20 protein-coding genes are annotated in these 22719 nt (G+C 48.9%); 1 reads left to right on the top strand and 19 read right to left on the bottom strand.

Features of this window, described 5'->3' with window-relative positions:
* Nucleotides 1–116: 116 nt before the first annotated feature.
* The 19 genes from VIS94_00930 to VIS94_00840 all read right to left on the bottom strand — a co-directional run bounded on the left by VIS94_00930 (nt 117) and on the right by VIS94_00840 (nt 20500).
* Nucleotides 117–1235 carry a PQQ-binding-like beta-propeller repeat protein gene (locus tag VIS94_00930; GenBank protein ID HEY9159637.1) on the bottom strand — a complete coding sequence of 373 codons (1119 nt, stop codon included), beginning with the start codon at nt 1233–1235 and terminating at the stop codon, nt 117–119.
* Between the two features lie 337 nt (nt 1236–1572).
* Nucleotides 1573–2124 (bottom strand): bacterioferritin, encoded by a 552-nt coding sequence (locus tag VIS94_00925; protein ID HEY9159636.1) that lies wholly within the window; start codon nt 2122–2124, stop codon nt 1573–1575.
* A 68-nt stretch (nt 2125–2192) separates the two neighbouring features.
* The gene (locus tag VIS94_00920) at nt 2193–2636 is read right to left on the bottom strand and encodes a pyrimidine dimer DNA glycosylase/endonuclease V (GenBank protein HEY9159635.1); all 444 of its coding nucleotides are present in this window, start codon (nt 2634–2636) and stop codon (nt 2193–2195) included.
* 10 nt (nt 2637–2646) lie between these two features.
* Nucleotides 2647–3273: a LysE family translocator gene (locus VIS94_00915; GenBank protein ID HEY9159634.1), complete on the bottom strand. Its 627-nt coding sequence runs from the start codon at nt 3271–3273 to the stop codon at nt 2647–2649.
* Nucleotides 3274–3278: 5 nt separating this feature from the next.
* Nucleotides 3279–3608, bottom strand: a complete 330-nt coding sequence (locus tag VIS94_00910; protein ID HEY9159633.1) for a DUF3795 domain-containing protein — start codon at nt 3606–3608, stop codon at nt 3279–3281.
* A gap of 28 nt (nt 3609–3636) precedes the next feature.
* Nucleotides 3637–5397: a bifunctional metallophosphatase/5'-nucleotidase gene (locus VIS94_00905; GenBank protein HEY9159632.1), complete on the bottom strand. Its 1761-nt coding sequence runs from the start codon at nt 5395–5397 to the stop codon at nt 3637–3639.
* Between the two features lie 187 nt (nt 5398–5584).
* Nucleotides 5585–5968, bottom strand: coding sequence for a cupin domain-containing protein (locus VIS94_00900; GenBank protein HEY9159631.1), 384 nt, complete (start codon nt 5966–5968; stop codon nt 5585–5587).
* 15 nt (nt 5969–5983) lie between these two features.
* Nucleotides 5984–6565, bottom strand: coding sequence for a carboxymuconolactone decarboxylase family protein (locus VIS94_00895; protein HEY9159630.1), 582 nt, complete (start codon nt 6563–6565; stop codon nt 5984–5986).
* Nucleotides 6566–6577: 12 nt separating this feature from the next.
* On the bottom strand, nt 6578–8110 hold the full coding sequence (locus tag VIS94_00890) for an FAD-dependent oxidoreductase (GenBank protein ID HEY9159629.1): 1533 nt from the start codon (nt 8108–8110) through the stop codon (nt 6578–6580).
* A 316-nt stretch (nt 8111–8426) separates the two neighbouring features.
* Nucleotides 8427–9467: a DUF2804 domain-containing protein gene (locus tag VIS94_00885; protein HEY9159628.1), complete on the bottom strand. Its 1041-nt coding sequence runs from the start codon at nt 9465–9467 to the stop codon at nt 8427–8429.
* An 83-nt stretch (nt 9468–9550) separates the two neighbouring features.
* Nucleotides 9551–10009 (bottom strand): GNAT family N-acetyltransferase, encoded by a 459-nt coding sequence (locus tag VIS94_00880; protein ID HEY9159627.1) that lies wholly within the window; start codon nt 10007–10009, stop codon nt 9551–9553.
* Nucleotides 10010–10038: 29 nt separating this feature from the next.
* Complete coding sequence (locus VIS94_00875) at nt 10039–11685, bottom strand: FAD-dependent thymidylate synthase (protein ID HEY9159626.1); 1647 nt, start codon at nt 11683–11685, stop codon at nt 10039–10041.
* 468 nt (nt 11686–12153) lie between these two features.
* Nucleotides 12154–13590, bottom strand: coding sequence for an FAD-dependent oxidoreductase (locus tag VIS94_00870; protein ID HEY9159625.1), 1437 nt, complete (start codon nt 13588–13590; stop codon nt 12154–12156).
* Nucleotides 13591–13867: 277 nt separating this feature from the next.
* Complete coding sequence (locus VIS94_00865; GenBank protein HEY9159624.1) at nt 13868–14839, bottom strand: hypothetical protein; 972 nt, start codon at nt 14837–14839, stop codon at nt 13868–13870.
* A gap of 100 nt (nt 14840–14939) precedes the next feature.
* Nucleotides 14940–15728, bottom strand: coding sequence for a hypothetical protein (locus tag VIS94_00860; protein HEY9159623.1), 789 nt, complete (start codon nt 15726–15728; stop codon nt 14940–14942).
* Nucleotides 15729–15752: 24 nt separating this feature from the next.
* A complete protein-coding gene (locus tag VIS94_00855) occupies nt 15753–16949 on the bottom strand; it encodes a nicotinate phosphoribosyltransferase (protein ID HEY9159622.1) in 1197 nt (398 codons plus the stop codon).
* A gap of 120 nt (nt 16950–17069) precedes the next feature.
* Nucleotides 17070–18104: an alpha/beta hydrolase gene (locus VIS94_00850; GenBank protein ID HEY9159621.1), complete on the bottom strand. Its 1035-nt coding sequence runs from the start codon at nt 18102–18104 to the stop codon at nt 17070–17072.
* A gap of 52 nt (nt 18105–18156) precedes the next feature.
* Nucleotides 18157–18432 carry an Lrp/AsnC ligand binding domain-containing protein gene (locus VIS94_00845; GenBank protein ID HEY9159620.1) on the bottom strand — a complete coding sequence of 92 codons (276 nt, stop codon included), beginning with the start codon at nt 18430–18432 and terminating at the stop codon, nt 18157–18159.
* A 103-nt stretch (nt 18433–18535) separates the two neighbouring features.
* Nucleotides 18536–20500, bottom strand: a complete 1965-nt coding sequence (locus VIS94_00840) for a cation:proton antiporter (GenBank protein HEY9159619.1) — start codon at nt 20498–20500, stop codon at nt 18536–18538.
* Between the two features lie 292 nt (nt 20501–20792).
* Here VIS94_00840 and VIS94_00835 point away from each other — a divergent pair, with 292 nt between their 5' ends.
* On the top strand, nt 20793–22718 hold the full coding sequence (locus VIS94_00835; protein ID HEY9159618.1) for an InlB B-repeat-containing protein: 1926 nt from the start codon (nt 20793–20795) through the stop codon (nt 22716–22718).
* The last annotated feature ends 1 nt before the right edge of the window (nt 22719 follow it).

The following is a 22719-nucleotide window of genomic DNA, read 5'->3' as shown; positions in this document are numbered from 1 at the left end:
CCCATGGAAACCTTCCTGGAAAATCTGCCCTTGGCAAAAGACAAAATCTTGGATATGAAGTTCGATCTGGCAGCTTAAACTTAATCGTACAAACATCCCCTCGGAAAGGAGAGCTGTCAGATCAGGTCGGAGCTACTACATATAAAAGAGTCGCCTGGATCAAATTCCCATTTAAGACTTCCATCATTGCCATTGATGGCATAGAGTTTTGTGCCCGCAAAATATACCGTACCATTTTTATCAATAATAGATGATCCGTATGATTGACGCTCTGGATACTCCCAGTTTATTTCACCGTCCAAAGAATTCAGTGAATAGAAAGAATCACTACCTGCATAAATGTTATCATATAAATCTATTGCTGGTGTTGATGCCAAAAAGTTGCCTCCGATATTCTTCCGCCAGAGCAGTTCGCCTGTTTGACAGTTAAATGCATTTATATACCCGTCGACAGAAGTGACATATAAAATATTATTAGTCCCGACTGAAGGTGTACCTTCCACCTGAGTGATGACAGATTCCCAGACAATGGCTCCAGTTTCAATATCAAGAGATCTTACACGCCCCGCAACATCTCCAACATAAAGATTGCCGTCTAAACCTATTGCAGGGCTGCCTGCATATGTTGCCCAGGTGGTTTCAGATTCCCATATTTTTTCTCCAGTGTCTCCATTCAGGGCCAATATAAAACCAGGATTTGCTCCGAAATAAATAACGCCGTCATCACTGATCGTTACACTGCACTGAATTTGGCTATCATCAAAATACATATTTTCAACCTTATACTCCCAGACTTTCCGGCCTGTTCTACTTTCAAAAGCATACATTTTAGAACCGAGCGAACCTATATATATTAAACCATTTTTTCCTATTGAAAGACTAACTCGACCAAATGAATCATTGATAAAGATTTCCCATTTCTTCAGACCGGTCTTTCCATTTATTGCAAAAAGTTTATTGTGCTCAGCATATCCACAAATTATGTATACAGTCCCATCAGCGCCAATCACCGGACTTTTATCAATGTAATAGCTGCCGGCTGAAAATACCCATTTTAATTTATTCGATTCCGGCCCGATATAATTACATAAGCCTGTATGCTGAGCGTTAAAGCCAATCATAGGCCACTGAGGAATTGACTGGTTATTCTGGCTGCTGTCTGAATCACCGCAAGCTGATAAAATCAATATAAATACCAGTAAAATAATTGATTTCGTTGAACCTGAATTGAACATTATGGCCTCCTTAATTTTATTAAATAATTAATCACTACTTCTTCAAATAAACCTAATCTTCAATTCGGGACAAGATAAATTTATTTTGTTTATACTTGCAGACGACAAACACCAATTGATGCACTGATGGTTTTCACGCAAGCCGTCAGAACAAATTTTTGCTTCACAAAAATTGACGCATCGAAGATGCGCCCGAAGGGTGAGGGCCGTCAATAGCCCGAATCAAAGCAGATCAAGGAGTGACGAAGTCGAGGAATGAGGCGTACAATGACGTACGCCGGAATGACGAGACGAGGAAACGACAAAGACATGCAAAGTTCTGGCGGCTTGCATTAAATTACGCAGCGGGCGTGCCCCCTCCCTGCCTCGCCACGAAGCCCTGCGTGTTGAGGCCGGTTGCGGAAGGCGTTCCGGCGATCTGTGCAAGATAGGTCTCGCCGAGTTTGGAGATATGATCGCTTACATTGTCGAAATAGTTGAAATGGATCTGCTCCTCATCAATGATAGTCTCGAACAGCTTCACGCTTATATTGTCACCATTGTCCCTGCATATCTGCAGAAACTGGTTGTACTGGTCGATAGTATCGTCTTCGAGCTTTGCATCAAACGGGAAGATAACCTTGATCTTCTGCCCTTTTTCCGCCTTTTTAAGGGGCTCCACGGTGGGCTCTCCGTCAAGCTCCTTTATCCTGTCGGCAAACATCTCCGCATGCCTCATCTCATCGATTGCAATCAGTTTAACCTTGGCGGCCAGGTCGCCGTAGTCCATGTCGTCTAGGTTGTAGTGCTGGTTCATGTACTGAGCTATGGCCTGAAGTTCCATGCCCCTCGCCTTGTTGAGAACTGCCAGAACCTTCTCCCTTCTCTGATCCTTCATATTCTGAGTCATAAACAACCTCCTTTTCATCATTTAGATTCAGGAACCTCTTCAATTATATCATAATATATTTATCTTCGTCAGGTCTGATAATTCCTGAGCTTTTCCCACGGCTCCACCCCGCCCGGCACAATGACAAAAAGCGGATGCGGCTCAGGTGAATGCAGCATGAGATATTTTTTAAACAGTGATGGAGAGCGCCTTTCAAGTTTCGATAGCAGGTGCCGCCATTCATATTCAATCTGGCCCTTTGTCACCGGGATCTTCCCCTCATAAGAAATTTCCCGGATCTTTGAAGCATTGAACTTGTAGCCGCGCAGCCGGGCCTCCTTTAATACCTCCGCAAGGTATGCATCGATAGCCTTTCCAGGAACAGGCTCTTTTTTGAACCTCTCAAGCTGGGGATGATTCCTGTATCCGGTTGTGCCGCATGAGAGCGCTTTTCCGGCAAGGAGGCCTTCACGCCACAGGGCGGTAAGCCCCGCTGCATCGAGATATTTCGGATGCATGGACCAGAGCCTCATGAATTTTCGATCATCTGCTGATGAGTGCAAGCCTTACGCCCAGCACAGTAAAGACACCTGCCGTAAGCCATGAAAGAAATCTGGAGAGCCCCGGTTTTTTTATAAGCCTGTCGCCGATCGTACCGGAAAAATATCCGATTATCGTGAATATGACGACAGCCTGGGCCATGAACATAAGCCCCAGCATAATCACCTGCAAGGCGAATTTCCCGGAAGAAGGGTTTACGAACTGAGGCAGGAAGGCGAGGAAAAAGAGCGCCACCTTGGGATTGAGCACATTCATCAGAAAGCCCCTTCTGTACAGGGCCGCGTATGATTCCAGTTTTGCCCTGCCGCCTGCAAAGCCTTCAGAACGGCTTTTTATGGTCCTGTATGCAAGGTACAGAAGATATGCGGCACCGGCGAATTTTACCGCCTGAAAGGCAACAGCCGATGAATAAAAAATCGCCGATAGCCCGAGCGCAGCCGCTATTGTATGAATGCTTACCCCGCTGCACATGCCGAGAGCTGTGACGATAGCGGGTCTCCTGCCGTTTGATATGCCCTGCGTAATGATGAAGATATTATCGGGCCCTGGCGCTATAGTAAGAACCATAGACGCACCGATAAAGCCTGCTAGCGCTGTAAAGGTAAACATCTTTTCTACTGCCTTGATGCATCGAGCACGGCCTTTGCATCAGGGGCTCTCTTGTGGATAAAATCAAGCCTGTCGCAGGGATAGTCCGGGCAGGCTGCACATGTGCTTATTTCTCTTGGCAGGGCGCACTTTCTGACCTCACAGAGATTCCCGCAGAAGTATAGCTTCACCCCGTCCGATTTGCAGCCCGTGCAGTTTATGTCCTCGGATCTTATCTGCGCATCGTATTCCTTTGACCACTGTTCAGCCAGTTTCGCCCTTAACGCATTATCGTTGTTAGTTGTTGCGATAAAAGCATCACACTTTTCACAGTCAAGCCCGCAATATGCAATCATTCAATGAACCTCCCTTGATCATGAACCGTTAATAGGTTACCGTTATCCTTATCTCCGTGGGATTCGATACCGTCCCCAGTGATGCAAGATACTCGCTGAATGCATCCGCGTCAATGAATCCTGTGTCTGTTTTCCTTGCAGCTGGGATGTTTTTAAGAGTCGTGTATCCGTCTCCGCCTCCTGCCAGATACGCAGTCACTATAATCCTGTATGTAGCCCCAAGGTCAAAGGCTGTATAGCCGCCTCCCGGAGTGCTTCTGTATTGAATATTCGTCACGCGGGAGCCTTTGGATGCATTTTCGATTATATCAAATTTGAGCCCTGAAACATAAGGATACCAGGGGCAGTTTGAAGGCCCGCGCGGATTGTTTACAACCTGATAATCAATTCCGTCCTCCAGTGCGTTTTTTATTTCGGCGCCTGTCATCTCTATTGCCGTAAGCAGCGAATTGTACGGCAGCACTGAAAGCACGTCCCCCATCGTAATGTTGCCCGCAAGGAAATCGGCCTTGACCCCGCCCCTCGGCTGAATGGCTATGCTCACACCCTGCGATGAAGTCTTGAATATCATGCTGTCGGCGACTATCGGGCCGGGACCGGAATTGAAGCTGTCGGCCGGGTCACCCCTTAAAATATCCTCGGTTGCCCTTGCTACGACGGTCTTCTTCTTTTCGGCAATCTGATCGGTGTATGGTTGAAGAATTGCCGCCGCCCCTGCATCCTCATAAAATATATCCAGCAGTTCGGAGCCCAGTATAAGGGCCATGATCCTGTCCTGAACATCGGGACCGACGACAACCCATCCGGCACCGTAATTCTGTTTGAAGAGATCCGAATTCAGCAGATAAGGGTGGCCGCTGTATGATGTGATCTCGCCGTTCGCATCAAAACTCACATTGAGTTCGCCTATGGCCCTGCCCCAGCACCATGCCTGCACGACCAGCACGTCTTTCCCGTCGGGATTCTTCACTACCGTGGGATAATCGTATCCGGCGGGCACACTCAGACCGAATTCTGCAAACTCCGCCTGATCGCCCAGCAGCGTGTGGGAATGGCCGCCGACAATCACGTCAATTCCCGATACCGATTCCGCCAGTTCAATATCCTCTTCGTATCCTATATGAGAAAGCAGTATGATCTTATTGAGGCCTAAGCTCTTGAGAAGATTGACTGTGTTCTTCACGCTCTTCCCGACGTCTTCGAATTTCAGGTTTTCACCCGGGCTGGATGTGCTTTCAGTATCCTTTGTAGTAGCGCCTATGATAGCTACGGTATTGTGGCCCAGAACCTTGAGCGTAAAGGGCAGTATCTTTCCCCTTAGCAAATGCTCGGCATCTGCATCTATATTGGCCGATATTATCGGGAAATGAGCCCAGGCTATGTAGTTCGCAACGCTTCCGGGCCCCTTGTCGAATTCATGATTTCCCAGCGTCATGGCGTCGATACCGTAATAATTGAGCAGGACGAAATCGGCCTCTCCGCTGAATGCGGTATAATAAAGAGTCCCCTGAACCGCGTCCCCGGCATGAAGTATGAGGGTGTTTTCATTGTCCTCGCTGAGGACATCAATCGCCGTTTTCATCCTGGCAGCGCCGCCGAGATCCGTCCGCGTCTTCACCCCGTCGAAATAAAGCTCTTCATTAGAAAGAGCATCCAGATGCGAATGCGTATCGTTCATATGAATAATGGAAAGGTTCAGCGGTTCAGGCTGATTGTCTGACGATGAACTGCTGCATGCAGATAAGATAATGAGAAAACTCAACAATAGACCGATCTTGAATGAACGCATTACCTGCTCCCAAATGGTTTTCTTTTCTTATCGGCAGATTGCCGGTTTTCAAAAATGTTGAACCTGCAATGCCTGCATGCAAGGAATGAGGCAAAAACAGCCGATAACCATCCGTGCAACGGTAAAACCAATCTTGATGAAACTGATCAGCTCATCAGCATAATGGCTGATTTGGCCGGTAAACGCTTTAACTTTTTACAACATACCTGTCGGTCGTTATGTTCGACATCGGACATCCGACTATTATTATGACGTTTTCAGGCCCCTGATTTTCAAGGGTGTGAACCTGACCTGGTTTGACCGTTATACAGTCTCCTTTCTTAACATCCAGTATATTCGTCCACTTTACATCACCGTCTTCCTTCAGATCGCCCAGTTTCATTATCCCTTCGCCCTGCTCGATGAAATAGATCTCTACGCTGTTTTTATGATAATGAGGTTTCAGAACCTTTCTGGCTGCGACCTCTGCCACAAGAAGGGAAAGGTTTTCATCGCCAGCCATCGGCGTAACCTTGACACCAACCTCTTTGTCTATATTTGTTTCTGCAAGTACATCATTCATGTTCTTCATTTTCTACCCCCTGGTTCAAGCAGGATTTGTTTTATTAACCTTCTGTATTTTCATCGCAAGATTAAACGGCCCTAGAACCGGCAGACTCACAAGGAAAAATAAGGCTTCAAACAAGAGGCTCGAGCCTGCCGCAGCATCGCCCTTCAACCTGCTTAAAAATACATCAAACGTATTGCCGGAAAGGTTTGCAAACTGCATCTCCCGGACAATAGCCAGGATGTCGTTTGCAGTTTCATTGCCGTATGCGGCTCTCAGCTTTTCCAGCATCTCCTTTTCCGGCCTGCCCCCTCTTTCAGCATAATGCTGAGCAAAGAAAAGGCCCGGGGCTTCGAACGGATCAACCTCGCGGCCTATTTCTCCTTTTAACAGAAGATCGATTTCGTCCTTTGAAATACCGGAGCGCAAGGCAAACATGCTGTGCGCGTAAGAGCAGTAGACACAGCCGTTTACCGAATTAGTAGCCAGCCGAAGTTTTTCGGCAAAGGCATGGCTTATTTTTTTTCTCCTGCGTGCGCCAATCGATTCCGGCAGACCTGCGATAAGACCCGCAAGCCCTTCTATGCATGTCCTCAATGTGAAAATGCGTTTTTTAAACATTCAGGTTCACCCTTAAATTAAGCTGAAAAGCCTGTCCTTTTCATTCCGCCACTCGGAAAACGCCTGCATGTCATACCTGAGCGGATATTTCCTATAATGCTTCGATACCTTCTGGGCTGTCAATCCCATCTTTAAAAGCACCGGGATATATGCAGGGTGCTTCAAAAAGCCGTTCATACGGTCCGGTATGCTTGCAGCAGTTATGGCAGGTTCTTTTACCAGAACGCCTCCTATATAGTTTTCCTTGTGCATTATGCCCGATTCTATCAATATATTGACATCTTCTACATTGAGCCTGTCAATTGTCTGCCGTGTGACCTCAAGCCCCGAGATCGCCGCCCCCCTTGTAGTCTGGTATGCCGCGGCATAAGGCCACAGGGCCCTGACTGACATATCCCCGTAATCAAGAGCTTTTGCTGCAGTTCCTGCGGCCAGATGTCCTGCATAAAGAGAAGAAGCCACACCGCTCGCATGTACGGTTACCGTCTGGCAGGCCGCCTCTCCTATAGCCATGAATCCGTCGGCAACTGGCGCATCAAGCGAATTGCTTATCCTGATCATGGATTCCGCAGCCGATATCTTTTCATTGTAATAGCCCTGTTCTTCCATAAAACTGTCAGCTGCATATTTTGCAGATATATCCGGGGTTTCAAAGTCTTTTTTGCATCCTGTCAGGACATACGCTCTGCCGTTTCTGAGAGAAAGGCATGAGAAGAATGTCGAATAGACACCCAGTCTGCCCAGGCGGTTCCAGCCTTCCTCTGCGCCGTGAATTCCTCTGTCTGCCGCTGCCGCTGCAGTTTCAGGGTCAATCGAATAAAATCTGTTTGCAGCTGAAACGATATCGGAGCCTGATTCCATGAATCTCATATCAAATGCTGCCGGAAGCTTGCGGATAAGCGCCGCGCTGAAGCCGGTTGCATCGATCACAAGCCTTGCATTCACATCGGCCGTTCCATCCGGAGTTTCGAACCTCGCCCCGCAGACACGTTTTGCCGTACACAAGGGCGCCACAGCCTTATATCCCGAATAGAACTCCACCCCGGCTTTAAGAGCCTGCGCGAAGATCGATCGGGTAAACCTGTCAAGATGAATGGCCACCGGCATTGGGTATTCTTTGCAGTCGATCTGAAAGCATTCCCTGCCTTCCGGTGAAAATATGCGCTCGCGTTCATTTTCATAGGCAAGCATATCACCTTCCGGATAGTCCAGGCCTACTGTCTTGAAAATGTCTCTTTCGACTGCAAGGACGATCTGTCTGCCAACTTTGTCTTCGCTCCCGGCATCAAAGAGGCCTACTGAAAACCCCTTCCGGGCAAGCTTCAATGCTGCCAGACAGCCCCCGGGGCCTGCACCTGCAATTATCACATCGAATTCTTTGCTCTCGACTTTCGGAGTTGATGGATTATTTCCGTCAGATTCACTTGAGGTACTGCCGGAATTGCTGCCGGTTCCGCATGCGGTAATGCCGCCCAGCATTATCGCCGCGCCCGATGCCGCGCCGAGCTTTATGAACTCACGCCTGTCAATCATTTTGCCGCCCATCGATAAACCTCCTTCATTTCAATTATAACCGGCAACCGATCCACTTCATTTGCTTATTATCTCAACAGCTTATCAGCTCATCAGCTGCTTTAAAGAAGCGCTTGAATATTAAAATACACGTCATTGTCGATTCCGTTTCGCATTCAAGATGATACCGAGGAGGCAAGGAGGAAGCGACGCAGGCATACTTTAACGTATGTCTCTCGCCTTCGCTACGCTCGGCTCGAGGAGCGAAACAGGATGCTCATGATCCCATTTTCGAGGAGCATTCCGACGCAGCCAACAAAGGTAGCGCTTGAATGCGCAATGGAAACCGTCAGTACCAGTTGAGTACATCCTCAGCAAACCCCAGAAAGTCTTTTATAAATATCTCCTTGCCGTCGTCCAGCACGGCCTTGCCCGTAAAATACCCGAATACCTGATGCTGCACGGACTTCAGTATTAGAAGGTTCACCGCACTCGACCTGTCGACAACCGGCTTGAAATCCATCTCGAACCTGCCGTCGCTGCTGGTGAATTTCCAGGGCCTCAGATAGTCGGTCGTATCGATGTGAAACGTCACTTCCTCAAGCTTGTGCGCCTTGCCGCCGTAGAAGATAACGTTCTCCGATGCCGGAGTACGGTCGCTGAAGCCGTAACCTATGTTCCAGCCGAACGGCACGCCGTCCGCAAGCCCGGACGCCGAACCCCAGTACCAGCGGTTCTTGTACGTCCAGTTGCCACGCCCCCAGTCGAGCACACCGAAGTCTTTGTCCGGCTCGAATGTGTATTTTTTTGTCCCTATCGTGAAACCGCCGGAAGCGGGCATGCAGTTTATCTTGCGGTTATAGTAGAAGGCCTTCCTGTTCTCCTTCCACGATGTCGCAATAACCATGCTCTCTATGCCTTCGGGCTGGATCATCACGATCTCGCCGGTTAGACCCTTGTTTCCGTATGCATCGGTCATTTCCGGGCAATCGAATCTGATCGTCCTCCGGCCGTGCTGCATCACATATTCAACCGAGAGTTTCTTGTCCGCGAACTTTATAATCCCGGGACTCTCGCTGTCCGGAGGAAAACCGGTTTTGCCCAGAGGCAGGATGCTCATGGTATCGACCTGTCTGGTATACTCTTTTTCAAAATCCAGGAAGCATATCGCGGAAAGACCGAGATAGCCCAGGTCGCTTATAGTGAAAGTGATGCCGAACTTCTTATCTTCTGAAAGAACCGCGTAATAGTCCCATTCCTTGATCCTCAGTACGGACGCCTTTATCGCTGACCTGTCATATTTCCAGTACGGAAATCTCGCCCAGCCTTCAATGGTAATGTGCCCGTCAGCGTTAAGCAGGTTAATGTTTTTTTTGATCTCGTTCTGCATTTGCGACCTCCGGAATTCATTGATTATGATTTCATAAAAATTACCATAGATTCATTCGACGCGCATTTTATTTCTGCTCAAGTTTATCCTTTCTGTTCAAGCAGGGTCATGCGCGGGAAAAAACCGAACCTCTCGTAGAACGACCAGGCTTCCTCGTTGCCGTCGGCAACAGCAACACGCTTCCTTACCGCTCCCTGCGAATCCATCCAGGAAACAGCGGAAGAAACGAGCCTTGTTCCTATGCCTTTTGAACGGTATTTTTCTTCAATGAATATCGACTCCATCTCTCCGTGCAGTTCAACCGAGACCGAACTCACACAATAACCGACATATCTGTTCTCATCACTGTCGAATGCGAGATCTATGCGAAACTTACCCGAACCGGCGAGCTTTTCGAAGTATGCCTTCCTGTCGTCAAAATTCCATGATTCGTAATGATGCCTAAAATGGCGCGACCGCTCGTGATGATGCATGTTGAGCCCTTCCCAGAGTTCCCTTATCTTTTCAAGATCGCTCGCGTCTCCAATCTGATATTCGATCATGAGATATGCATCCCCATCTGTCTACCAAATCACATGCCGGCTATTATCGCGGCTATGGCCTTGTGCGTTTCCATGTTGTATCTGGGATTGAGTTTCATGATCTTGGCGCAGAACCTCCCCTCGGTGCAGTAGCCTATATTGCATTTTGATTCGAACAGGAACGAGAGTTCAGGCAGCATTTCCTTCAGCAGCACGGCCTTCTCTTCTGAAGTCATGCGCCTTTCCGGCTCGCATTCGGTGCAGAGCCTGAGCGGGAGCTCAAGGCTGATCGCGTTTATGAGGTCATAGCTTTCAAGGGTGCGCAGCCGGATGTTCCGGGGAACCACGTAGAGCGCATCGCGGAGAGGGACCCCTGAATCAACAAGCCTGCCGTAGAACATTATCTGTCTTGCCGTATTATAGACATAGGCCTCAAGCAGTTCGGGCTCATCCTTTATCTCGGGGCTTATGACAAAAGCGTTCTCTGCGGCAGCTGCTATCGTGTTTATATCGCCCTTATTCTGAATGGCGGGCCATATCTCCCTCACCACCCTGTAGGCGCGGTCGGCGGCAGAGTATATCGACTCCACATGCTGCCTGAGAGTCGCGTGACGCTTCTGCTCGCTCCAGACTCGCCATGAAAGCGAACTTATGGTCTGGATATTAAGCGCCTCGTTATAGTTCCTGCATATATTGGACAGCGCCCTCTGGTTGCGGCAGGCCCTTACATAAAGCGCCTCCGGCCCGGCGTATTGCGAAACGGATTCCATCATGGTTTTAAGTTCGGCAAGCTCTTTCTCAGCCGCTTCCGGCAGGTCGTTCACAATCCGCACCACAGCGGGGTTTACAGGACAGCCCAGCCTTTCATGCATTGTGCCTACGTAATCGGCCACAGGCGCCTTGAATATATTGTAATGAAGGTATGTCTCGCGCGGCACGGCCTTGCGCATCCTGAAGAGCTGGCCCATGCCCATGTCGTCGGCCTTTTCCTCCATGATGCCCGCGAAGATGGCGAACTCTTCGGGCAGCCAGGAAGTGCCCGCCGCCTTTTCCGCATCGACCGTCTTCGCCAGGTTGACCAGCGAACTCAGCGGCAGCACATAAAAGAGGTCGGCCGGGTCATTGTAGGGCTTAAGCTTGTTGAACGCCTGTATGGCGTCGGTCTTTTTTGCAAACTTCTGTTTCATCTCGCCGGAAACCGTGAACAGGTCTGCCGAGATTTTTATGTATTCCTTCAGCAGTTCCGCATCAGCGCTTATCGAGCGCGGGATCACGAGCTCGGCAAGTGTCGTTTCCCTGCGGCGCCCGCTGGTAACGAGCGAGCGGGAATAGACCATACCGGTAAAAGCGGAATCAATCATCTTTGTGCCGTTCAGACCGAGCGCAATCACCGGCAGGCCGTCGAGCGAATGTCCGCGGCCAATGCCCGAGAGGTTCTTCTTGAAGATGGACTCCTTGATGTTCCTGCCGTCGGCCATCATTTTCAGAAGCTCTTCCTCTAGCCCTGTCTGATAATCGACCGAGCGCGACACCGCCACCTGTATAAGCGCCACGACCTCGTCCGGCCCCAGAAAGTCCCTGCCGAGTTCATTCTTCAACGCATCGTCATTGACAGGGACCTTGGGCAGGAAGTCGATGGTCTTGATCTTAAGGTCCTGCGGTTCGATGTAACTGACTCCATTATGCTCAAAAGCCATGTTTACTCCCTTAGTACAGAGCGTCATAACTTTGCATACCGTTGTCGCTCCTTGCGGAAACGCTGCGGAGTACGTAGAAGTACACCTCTCATTTCCGCTTCGTCGCTCCTAGGTCTGCTTTGTTCTATCGCCCTGTAAGAATGATTGTTCGTTGATCAATTATCTACACAACATTTATCACGAATGAAACGAAGAACAAGAAAGTTATTTTTTACTTTTCATTCATGAAGGAGATGAAAACATCTAGTTTCAAAAGCTCGAATTCAATTCAAATTTCAATACGGTAGTCAAACCTTTTGTTCACTAGTATCATTATATATATGTTGTTGACAGAGTTCAAGTTAACGCAACTTAACAAGCCATATGGTTCTCTTATTGGGTCTTAGACTCAAGCCGCTCAAGGTAAGGCCCCGCTATGTTTCCTGTCTTCCGCAGTATGTGCAAAAAATGCACATTCGAATAATGTTGTTATGTCAGCTGAGGCGCACCGATCCTGTCCATCAGCTGATAAAACTTGATGTTGGCGTTTACGCCGACCCATTTGAGGGGCTCCGGCGGCAGCGGAATCAGCCTTCTGTTCAGGAAAGGCGTTGCCGACCATTTTTCGGAGTTTCCGACCCACAGGTCGGCTATTATCCTGCCGAACATGACGGAGAGATTGACGCCGTGGCCGCAATAGGCAAGTCCGTAGTATATGTTCCCGAATTTTCCTCTGACACCTACCGATTGGTTGAAATCAAGGGTGAACCCCATGACTCCGTCCCATATATATTCAAAGCCAATTCCCTTGAGCGCCGGATAAATGCGGTGCAGTTCGGTTTCAAGAATATTTGACACCCTTTTCAGATCGCCTTTGTACAGTATGCCGTTGTTAAAGAAATATTCCACGGTTCCGGCGCCTATCAGTATGCGGTTGTCCCTCGTGTTTCCAAGATGATAGAGGATATTGTACGTGTCCGAGAACGGGACCCTGCTTTCCCAGCCCAGCTTCCTGAAGATATCGTCTCCCAGCCTGGGGGTAGCCGCGATCTGTGTGTGTACGGTCATTACCGTGTTTTTGAAATACCCCAGCTTCGAGGTGTAGCCGTTCGTTGCAAGCACGACGGATTTCGCCCTTACCGTGTTCTTCCCTGCGGCAAGCTTTATGACCTCACCCTCCTCTATGGCTGTGACCGGGGTGTTCTCATAAATAATCACTCCGGCCTTCAATGCGGCTTCCCTTAGTGCACACACAAGTTTCATCGGCTGCACTTCACCGCCGTTGGGATCAAAAAGCGAACCCGCATAAACGGTTGAACCTATCTTTTGCGCGGTCTGGCCGGCATCGAGAAATTGGACGGGTATTCCCATATCCCTGGCCTTAAGGCTGTAATCCCTGTACTGTTTGACCTGATTCTCCTTTACAATGACAAGAAGGATGCCTCGGCGCTCATATTCGCAGTCAATGCCGGATTCCCTTATGATCGATTCGATCTCACCAAGGTTCTCGACGGTCAGGTCATAGGTGAGCTTGTGAGTCTTCTCATTCGAATAAACGCCCATGTATTCGTTCGCAGGCTGCGGCAGGATCATGCCGCCGTTTCTGCCCGACCCGCCCTCGCCGACGCTGCATGCCTCCAGGACGGCAATGGTCTTGCCCTTTGAATTCTTTGCCATGTGGTATGCCGCCGAAAGCCCTGTGTAGCCCCCGCCGATAACGGCGACATCGACATCGATGTCGGTATCAAGCGGCATGCTCCTGGAGCAGGAGGCCTGTGCCCACATGCTCTCATTCCTGTCGAACTCCATCTTTTCCTTGACGATGATGGGGGTGGCAATTTCAACCCCGGCGGTTGCTGCGGCGATTCCTCCAATGCCTATGGCGGATTTCTTAAGGAAAGATCTTCTGGTTACTTTTTCTGACATTTGACACCTCCCAAATTTTTAACTTGCATACAATTTAATCCTGCGAATTATGCGTTACGCTTGAAAATGTTTATATATAAATTTAATACTTCAGCCTAGCTGAAAAGTAATAAAACAAGGAATAATCCTGTCACATATTATCTGTACGGTCCTGCGCCCCCCCTGTTTCAGCTCAGCAGGGGTACGACTTCTTGCATATGCCCTGAACGATCTATTTCGAGCCTGAATTCTCGTGTATGCACCCTTCCTTTTTCCGGCCGGGAGTTGCACGAAGAGTTCATGCCTCCTCATCAATATTGTACCTGACGACTTCGCCCGTTTGCTCGATAATCTTTTCAGTGCCTCTGGTATAAACGCTCAGGTCTTCTACGCGCTTGAAAAGCGGCCACAATATTTCCGGCAGAGAATTGGGCGCTCCATAAAAGAATGTGTGATGTCCCTCAAGAAATGAAGTACCGGAATAACCTTCATGACTGAAGGCCCTAATCAGCCTGCTTATCTCTTCCTTTTCCTGCCTGCTCAACGAGCGGTTGGCGTCGGATAATATCGGGTAATCAACATCGAGATAAATGAGTTCTATATTTCTCCAGTCAAGCAGGCTCAACGCCTTTCTGAGGTCATCTTCATCGCTGCTCATATCAACATCGGGAAACTGTTTTTCCTCGACCCTGATTACATCATCAATAAGACCGTCGGCAAGCATCCAGAATTTTTCAAGCGCGCTTTCATGTATTATATAGCTTGCCAGATAAACCTTCTTGAAAGAGTTCATCACCCTGATGTCGTCTTCGCTTCTGCCGATAAACTGGAAGATGAACTGCGAACCCGTACCGATATAGTCGTCAAGGATCACCAGCGCACGGTCTTTGAACCGTCCAGGGTCAGCAGCGGTTTGCGCAGACAGCCAGTCGAACGTCTTGAAGTCGACCGTGGGTATGAGATTTGATTTTCTGTAAAGGTATGAGACAACATCTCCGCTCTTGCATGTAAATTCTCTGCTGTAATCGACATCGGAGAGCTTTTCCGCATCGAACCCGCCCGCATCAAGCCTTTTTATCACTCTGGCATGAAGCGCCTTTGTTTCCCTTATGAGCCTGGGCTGAGAATGGAACTCTATTTGATCGAGAAGCATAAGCGCAGCTGTCTTATCCGTTTTGTCAAATTTATTAATCCATCTTTCAATCGAAGCCTCCGGGATGATAGGCTCGTTGAAGCGCTCGAAAATCTTTTTTATAACATCCTTTTCCATCATACGGCCCCTATGTTCCGTTAATGACATCATCCCGGATGAAGCTGATTAAAGCTCAATATCCTGTCTTTCCTCTTCGGAACGAACTTTTAAAACACAGTTACAGATCGACCGACCTAACCATCTGCATGCCCCTTGCCGTCATGTCTTTTATGAAGGTTTCGCCGTAATGCTCGAAGCCTGCCACATTTGAGGAACAATCCTCAAGCAACACGAATTTCCTGACATTGGTTTCACCCAGATAATCCGCTATATCCCGTATAGTGTTTGCAATGCAGTGGCTCAGGGCCTCGCCCGCAATGAGTATCCTGTCCGCGTCCTTGAGTATCTGAATCAGATGCAGGTTCAGCTGGGTCATTGGGTCTGATTCTTCCGGCACCTCTGCGATAAGGGCGCTGTAGTGCTCGGTCTTTATGTTGATGCCTTTTGCAACGTAATCGACGGGTTTTCCCTTCGTGTATTCCCACCCGAGAAGTGCGTCGTGGAGAGGCTTAACGACAGTCCCGCCAATTGAGCCTATAAGACAGTGCGGCGGCCATATGCAGAGCTGATACCTGCCGTTTTCCTCAAGCCTCGCCACATATTCGAGGGTATGCTGAACCATCGCCGGATCGGTAGCACTCCAGACGCCTTTCTCCACATCGCTTCTTGATATTATCGTAAACGGCTCCGGGTGCCTTCCGGATTTATCCTTCCAGAAAACCGGATGGGCTATGTCTATAAAATGGTGGCAGTCAAGTGTGACATGAACTGCGGTTATGTCCCCTGAGTGCCTTTTCACCATCTCTGAAAGCCGCTTCATATCATCCTGTGCGCCCTTGACATATAATGCGCCACCGGGGTCACAGAAGTCAAACTGCGGATCGATTATCAAGAGATGCTGTTTCATTTCACTTCCTCCGTATCATTTCAGTTATATACAGAGCAGGTCTTTTACATCGCAATCACCGGCAAAGACCTTGAGCTCATTCATGAACCGCGAACGTATATCCTTTGCCCCGGGTAGCTCCGCCGCAAGTCTGCCCTTTCTGATTACCTCTTTCAGTACAGGTGCTGCCATTTTTCCGCATACACATCTCGGGGCCTTCATCCCCGAAGGAAGGACATAGCCCTTCATGCATTTTCCACACCTGAACACATTCTTGCGGCCGGATTCCTTGCCGCGCTTTGCAAAGGGTTTCCCCTCGATTTCCACTATGTCCATTGAAAAGTCTAGTGTGGCCGCGCTCGATACGCTGGTGCCCACGCCGAATGCGTCCGCGATGTCCCTAATCTCAAACACGGACTTCACGTCCAGCCCGCCGGAGACAAACAGCTTCACGTGATTGTATCCCCTCAAATCGAGTTCCCATCTTACCTCTTCCAGGAGTCTCTTGAAATTCCCCCTCCTTGATGAAGGGGTATCGAACCTTATGCCCGCAAGTCTCTTGCCCATGGCCTCCGCCACTCGCAGCGCCTCGAATTTCTCATCCATGAGCGTATCTATAAGCACGACCCTGGGCACATCCGATTCGATGATCTCATCGAATGCAAGCGCGGCCTTAACGGTATCACCAAACTGCAGGATGAGCGCATGAGGTATGGTGCCGGACGGCTTTACGTCGATGAGTTCGGCCGCGGCCACTGTGGCGACTCCGTCGCATCCCCCTATGTAGGCGGCCCTCTCCACCATGGGCGCTATGGCAGGGTGCATCCTTCTGGCGCCAAAGCTTATTAGCTTTTTATCACCGCATATGAGCCTCAGGCGTGAAGCCTTTGTTGCTATGCCCGATGCCTGGCATATGCAGCCGAGTATTGCGGTCTCGAGTTCGCCGAAATCGAGATAATCGCCCTCGATCGTCATAACAGGTTCACCGGCGAAGAACATGCTTCCCTCAGGTATGGCGTTCACATCGACAGATCTGCCCTCTAGCAGGGTGCAGACATCCTCGAGACCTGCGAAGACTCCCCATTTGTAATCCCTGTCCGGGAAGCTCTTTAAAAAAATCTCCATGCACACATGCTTGTTCATCTTCCTGGCCTTGAGAATCTTTTCGGTCCTCAGAAAATAGACGTCCGTGACCAGGCCTTTCTTTATCTGTGCGGTATCAGCGATATGAAGCTTTTTCATCGGCACCTCTTAAAAATCGGATTTCATTTATGCCAAAAGGGCTTGTCTTTTCATAGCCGTGCATACAATCATCGTTTCGGAAATCAGATGATAAAGCTTTATCATGCATACTGAAAAAGATCATGGCATAGCAAGAAACCCGTTCACCAGGCTGCTCAGTTTGGCGGTTTCGCATAGAAATTCAAAGTGTCCGCAGTCGCCGGTAAGTTGAGGCGCCTCGGCATTTATCATAGCTGCGAATGCCACGGACGGACCCGGATATACCGCCATATCCTTTTTTGACGTAATGACCATAGCCTTTGCCTTCACGGCTGCGGCGGCCTTTTCAGCAGAACCGTCGAAAGCCTTCAGGATATCATGGCCCAGTATCGCCCTTAACTGCCACTCCCAGTTGAGGTCATTGTATTTAAGATATTCCTTCTCCACGGCGGCAATGAATCCCGGCAAATCCGCAGGCTTCGTATTTTTGGCGCGAAAGGCGGGTGTCCATACGAGAAGCTGCTGGATCGGCATTATTGTTTTCATGACATCAGCATGAGACATACCGCAGTTCTGTGCAGCGTCAATAACGCTCAACTCCGCGTGCCACGCAAGCATATCGTATGAACTGAGCCAGGGTGTTCCTTCAATCGAAACAGCCTTATCCATGAAGCCTGGATATGAAACCATCCACTGGAAGGTCTGCATGCCGCCCATTGATATCCCGGCCACTGCATAAACATGATTTATTTTAAGATATTTCGTGAGAAGCATGTGCTGAGATTCGACCATATCCTTTATGCTGAACAGGGGAAACGCATCATAGGGCTGCATCGTGCTGTTCGAAGGTGATGATGAGACGCCGTTTCCAAAAGCATCTACAGTGATCACATAATACTTTTTAGTATCCAGCATCTTGCCGTCACCGATAAAACCAAGGTCGACAAGCTCCTGTGAGGTGCCGGAAAGCCATGTGGTCATAAGAATTATATTCGATTTGTCACTGTTCATGCTGCCCATTGTCCGGTAGGCAAGTCTGCAGTTTTTTATGACATCGCCGTTTTCCAGTTTGAAGTCGCCGAGGTCTGCAAAAAGCTGCTCCTCTGCATATAGCGAAGTACCGAATGAAAGTACCACAACCGCAGCAAAAAGCAGAATACGTATATTTTTCATCATCTCCAACCTCCCTGTCGTTCTTTTGATGTCTTGAAGAATTCTCTCTTTTTTATCATGCGCCGATCGAGAACATTCTCTCGAGATCATGTTTGGAAAGTACCGTGAATGCTATCAATGTCCTTGTCTTTGTGATACCTTCCACTTTTGACATATTCCCTGTAACGACGTCGGCCATTGCCTGGTTGTCGCTGACCCTGACTATTGCCACAAGATCATATTCGCCTGCAACGGAATACACCTCGGTGATCCCGTCCACCTGAGCCAGTTTCTCGGCCACCTCGTTTATCCTGTTCCGTTCAGTATTGATTAAAACTATTGCGCTGACCATAACGACTTCTCCTTTTCTTGTATTATCGTAAACCCTAATGAATATGATTCTTATACGCCACGGTACGGCTCAAACCCCCCATGTTTATGCCGACCCTGTTTTTTTACGCCTGTTCAGCCGCCATTTTTCGGAATCTTTCAATCTGTTCGTTATCTCCCATGATGCCGACCCTGTCTCCCGGAAGGAAAATGAAATAGCCAGGCGGATTCGGGATTACCTCATTCATCCGGTCAATGCCCACTATTGTTACACCCGTTCTGCTTCTGACGTTAAGCTCTGAAATGCTCTTTCCGTTTATTATGCTCTTTTCGGGAATATCCATCCATTCCAGTTCAAGATGGTTTGTTGCGTTCTTGAGATGCAACAGCGTCTGGTGGTCAGTATTGACGTAGCATACAGGCGAATAAAGGCCTTTCCTCACTTCATCAGTGTATTTCATTATCTTTGCAGGAGGGACCCTCAGCGAGATGAGCGCCTGGCGAGTAATTTCCAGTCCTGCCTCGAGTTCGGGCTGGATGATCTCGTTTACCCCGAGGCTGCAGAGCAGATTCATATCGTCAATGCCCTCGGCCCTTGCGACAATATGTATGCCGGCGTTAAGGCTTCTCGCCTGTTCAGCCACTATCCTCGTTACGGCCATGTGCGGTGTGGTGATAATAAGCAGCCTGGCTTTTTCAATACCAGCCGCCTTAAGTACAACTGACTGGCTGGCATCGCCGAAGACCATCTGTATGCCTGACTGCTTGAAGTTCTCATAATGCCTTGAATCTATCTCAATAATCACGAAAGTAATTTCAAGCGCCTTGAGAACCTGCGAGACATAGGTACCGGTCCTTCCCGCACCGGCAATCACTACATGGTCTTTCAATGTCTCATCATCTATATTAACCGTCCTTAGAACTTCATGCCTGAAATATTTCTTTTTAAGCTTGTAAATCGGGGCCGTCAGCCCTGAAACGAACGGGGTAAGCACCATTGTAGCGACGGTCACGGCCAGTATTATGTCATAATGCTCATCGCTCAAAAAACCTGCATCCTGTCCTACACCCGCAAGAACGAATGCAAACTCACCTATCTGGAAGAGCCCCAATCCCACCGCTATGGGAATGATTTTGCCATATCCGAACAGGCTGACAACAGATCCGAATATCAGGCCTTTGCCTAATATGATAAGCAGGATAACAATTATGATCTCTTTGTAGTTGTTAATAAAGATTCTCGGGTTGATCAGCATGCCGACGGATACGAAAAATATCAGAGCGAAGATATCCCTCAGTGGTATGATATCGCTCAAGGCCTGATGGCTGTACTCTGATTCGCTCAGCACAAGGCCCGCCGCAAACGCGCCGAAAGAGAATGTAAGCCCGAACAGATACGTCCCGTAGCCCACACCGAGGCCTGTAGCAGTAACGGAAAGAAGGAAAAGTTCACGTGAATTCCATTTCACAATCCATGACATCAGCTTCGGAATAAGCTTCGTCCCGACAACTATCATCAACCCAAGGAAAAGAAGCGCCTTCAATATTGAAAGACCGATCGCTGAAAAGTCAAGTGATGCAGTACTTAACTGCGGCAGGATTATCATCAGTGGAATGACGGCCAGGTCCTGGACTATGAGCATGCCTATCATGACCCGGCTGGAAAGGGTCCCGAACAACCCCCTGTTCATAAGAGTCTTGAGCATCACCATGGTGCTCGACAGCGAAAGAACTGCGCCGGCCCACAGGGAAGATACATAGTCCCAGCCCATTATCTTCGCCATGCCGAATCCGTAGGCGATTGTAAGGATCATCTGCAGCGGCGTACCGAAAAGTGCGACTTTTCTGACAGGCTTCAGTTCCTTAAATGAAAACTCCAGGCCCAGTGCAAAGAGAAGCAGGGCCACACCTATCTCGGAGAGCAGTTCAATGCTCTCAACATCGGATACCTTGATCCCTCCCGTGTAGGGTCCCACAAGAATTCCGGCAAAAATGTATCCCAGTATGAGCGGCTGCTTCAGTTTCTGTGAGATAATTCCGCCGATCAAAGCGGCAACTATTATTATTGCGATATCAGATGCTATGCCCAATCGAAACACCTTCCCTTTTTTGCAATATTCCGATTTATCCCCGGATGTATAAATTATTTCTAAGCAATTCTCTTCGATTTCATTACCTTTCAAGAATGCTACAAAATTCGTATCGTCAATCCGTCAGAAAAGATTAAGCCAGTTTCCGCACAATATCTAAAAGGCTGAGAAGTAAAACCTGGAATAATGGATTGAAATCTCATTATTCTTATTATAGCATTGACGCCGCAATATCGTTATAATATGTTGAAAGGATATCGAGCCATCTGACATCATGAACAGGAGCGGTACAATGAAGAATGCATCGGTTTCAAAGATCATATTATCCATAGCGTTTCTTACCATCTTTACACTTTCAACAAGTTGCGGCGGCGGCAGCAGCGATGTAACAGCTGCTTCAGAATCTGTAAAGTATACCGTGACCTATGCAGGCAACGGTAATACCGGTGGCAACGTCCCGGTAGATGAGGCCGGTTATGAACAGGGAGCAAGCGTCATGGTGCTCGGAAACACGAATAATCTTGTTAAAACGGGCTATACCTTTATTGGGTGGTGTTTGCAGGCTAACGGATCCGGTACTTCCTATACTCCGGGGCAGATTTTCATAATGGGCGCTGCCAATGTTACGCTGTACGCAAAGTGGACTGCAAATCCAACCTATACCGTGACCTATTCAGGCAACGGCAATACAAGCGGCAGCGTTCCTGTTGATACAACCGGCTACGAATCGGGCGCTAACGTCACGGTACCCGGCAATACAGGTAATCTGTCAAGAACCGGGTACACATTCACCGGCTGGAACACCCAAGCGAATGGAGCCGGAACCTCCTATACACAGGGGCAGATTTTCACGATGGGCACATCAAATGTCACGTTGTATGCAAAGTGGACTGCAAATCCGACCTTTACCGTGACCTATTCAGGCAACGGCAATACCAGCGGCATTGTTCCTGTTGATACAACCGGCTACGAATCGGGAGCTAACGTCACGGTGCCAGGCAATACAGGTAATCTGTCAAGAACCGGGTACACATTCACCGGCTGGAACACCCAAGCGAATGGAGCCGGAACCTCTTATACACAGGGGCAGATTTTCACGATGGGCACATTAAATGTCACATTGTATGCAAAGTGGACTGCAAATCCGACCTATACCGTAACCTATGCAGGCAACGGCAATACAAGCGGCAGTGTTCCTGTGGACACTACCGGGTATGAACAGGGTACCAGTGTAACGATACTCGGAAACACGGGCAATCTGGCAAGGACAGGCTATGCATTTACCGGCTGGAACACACTGGCAAACGGCGGCGGAACTTTATATACGGCAGGTCAGATCTTAACGATGGGAACATCCAATGTTACTCTGTACGCGGTGTGGACTGCAAACCCGACTAATTCAAATTTCATCATCGACCATACCTGCACGAAGCTGTCGTCTATACCACAGGATTGGATAAGGAGCGCGAAGAGCAGTCTGCACATAGCCTACCAGCACACATCGCACGGGAGCCAGATAGTAACTGGCATGTACTCCCTCCCCGGGTTCAAAGGCTCTCTGTATTCATTTAATGAAGGCGGTACGGGCGGCGCACTTGATCTGAGAGACGAGGTTATAGCAAGCGGATACGACCTGGGGAACCCGGACAGGACTGCCTGGGCTTCCAAGACAAGGGATTACCTCAGAAACAATCCCGGTATTAATGTCATAATGTGGGCATGGTGCGGACAGGTCTCAACTGCAACCGTGGCCGACATAAACACCTATCTGAGCCTTATGTCACAGCTCGAAGCCGATTTCCCCGGCGTAAAATTCGTATATATGACGGGACATACGGACGGTACAGGTCCGTCCGGGAATCTGGCCGCAAGAAACAAGCAGATACGTGATTACTGTATAGCAAACAACAAGATACTGTATGATTTTGCAGATATTGAAAGCTACGATCCGGATGGGAATTATTATGGCAACAGATATGTGACCGGCGGCTGCAATTATGACTACAACAATGACGGTACTACATCTCAGAGTTCGGACGATCCACCACTGCCGACCGGTAGCGACCGCAACTGGGCGCTGGACTGGCAGAAATCTCATACCGAGGGAATCGAATGGTACTACTGCGGTTCGGCCCATTCCCAGCCGCTAAACGCAAACCAGAAGGCCTATGCCGCTTGGTGGATGTTCGCCAGACTGGCAGGCTGGAATGGAGAGTGAT

It is taken from the genome of Desulfomonilia bacterium, assembly GCA_036567785.1.
Classification (GTDB): domain Bacteria; phylum Desulfobacterota; class Desulfomonilia; order UBA1062; family UBA1062; genus DATCTV01.
Note: the sequence above shows the minus strand (reverse complement) of the source record. Positions and strands in the feature narration are given on the sequence as shown.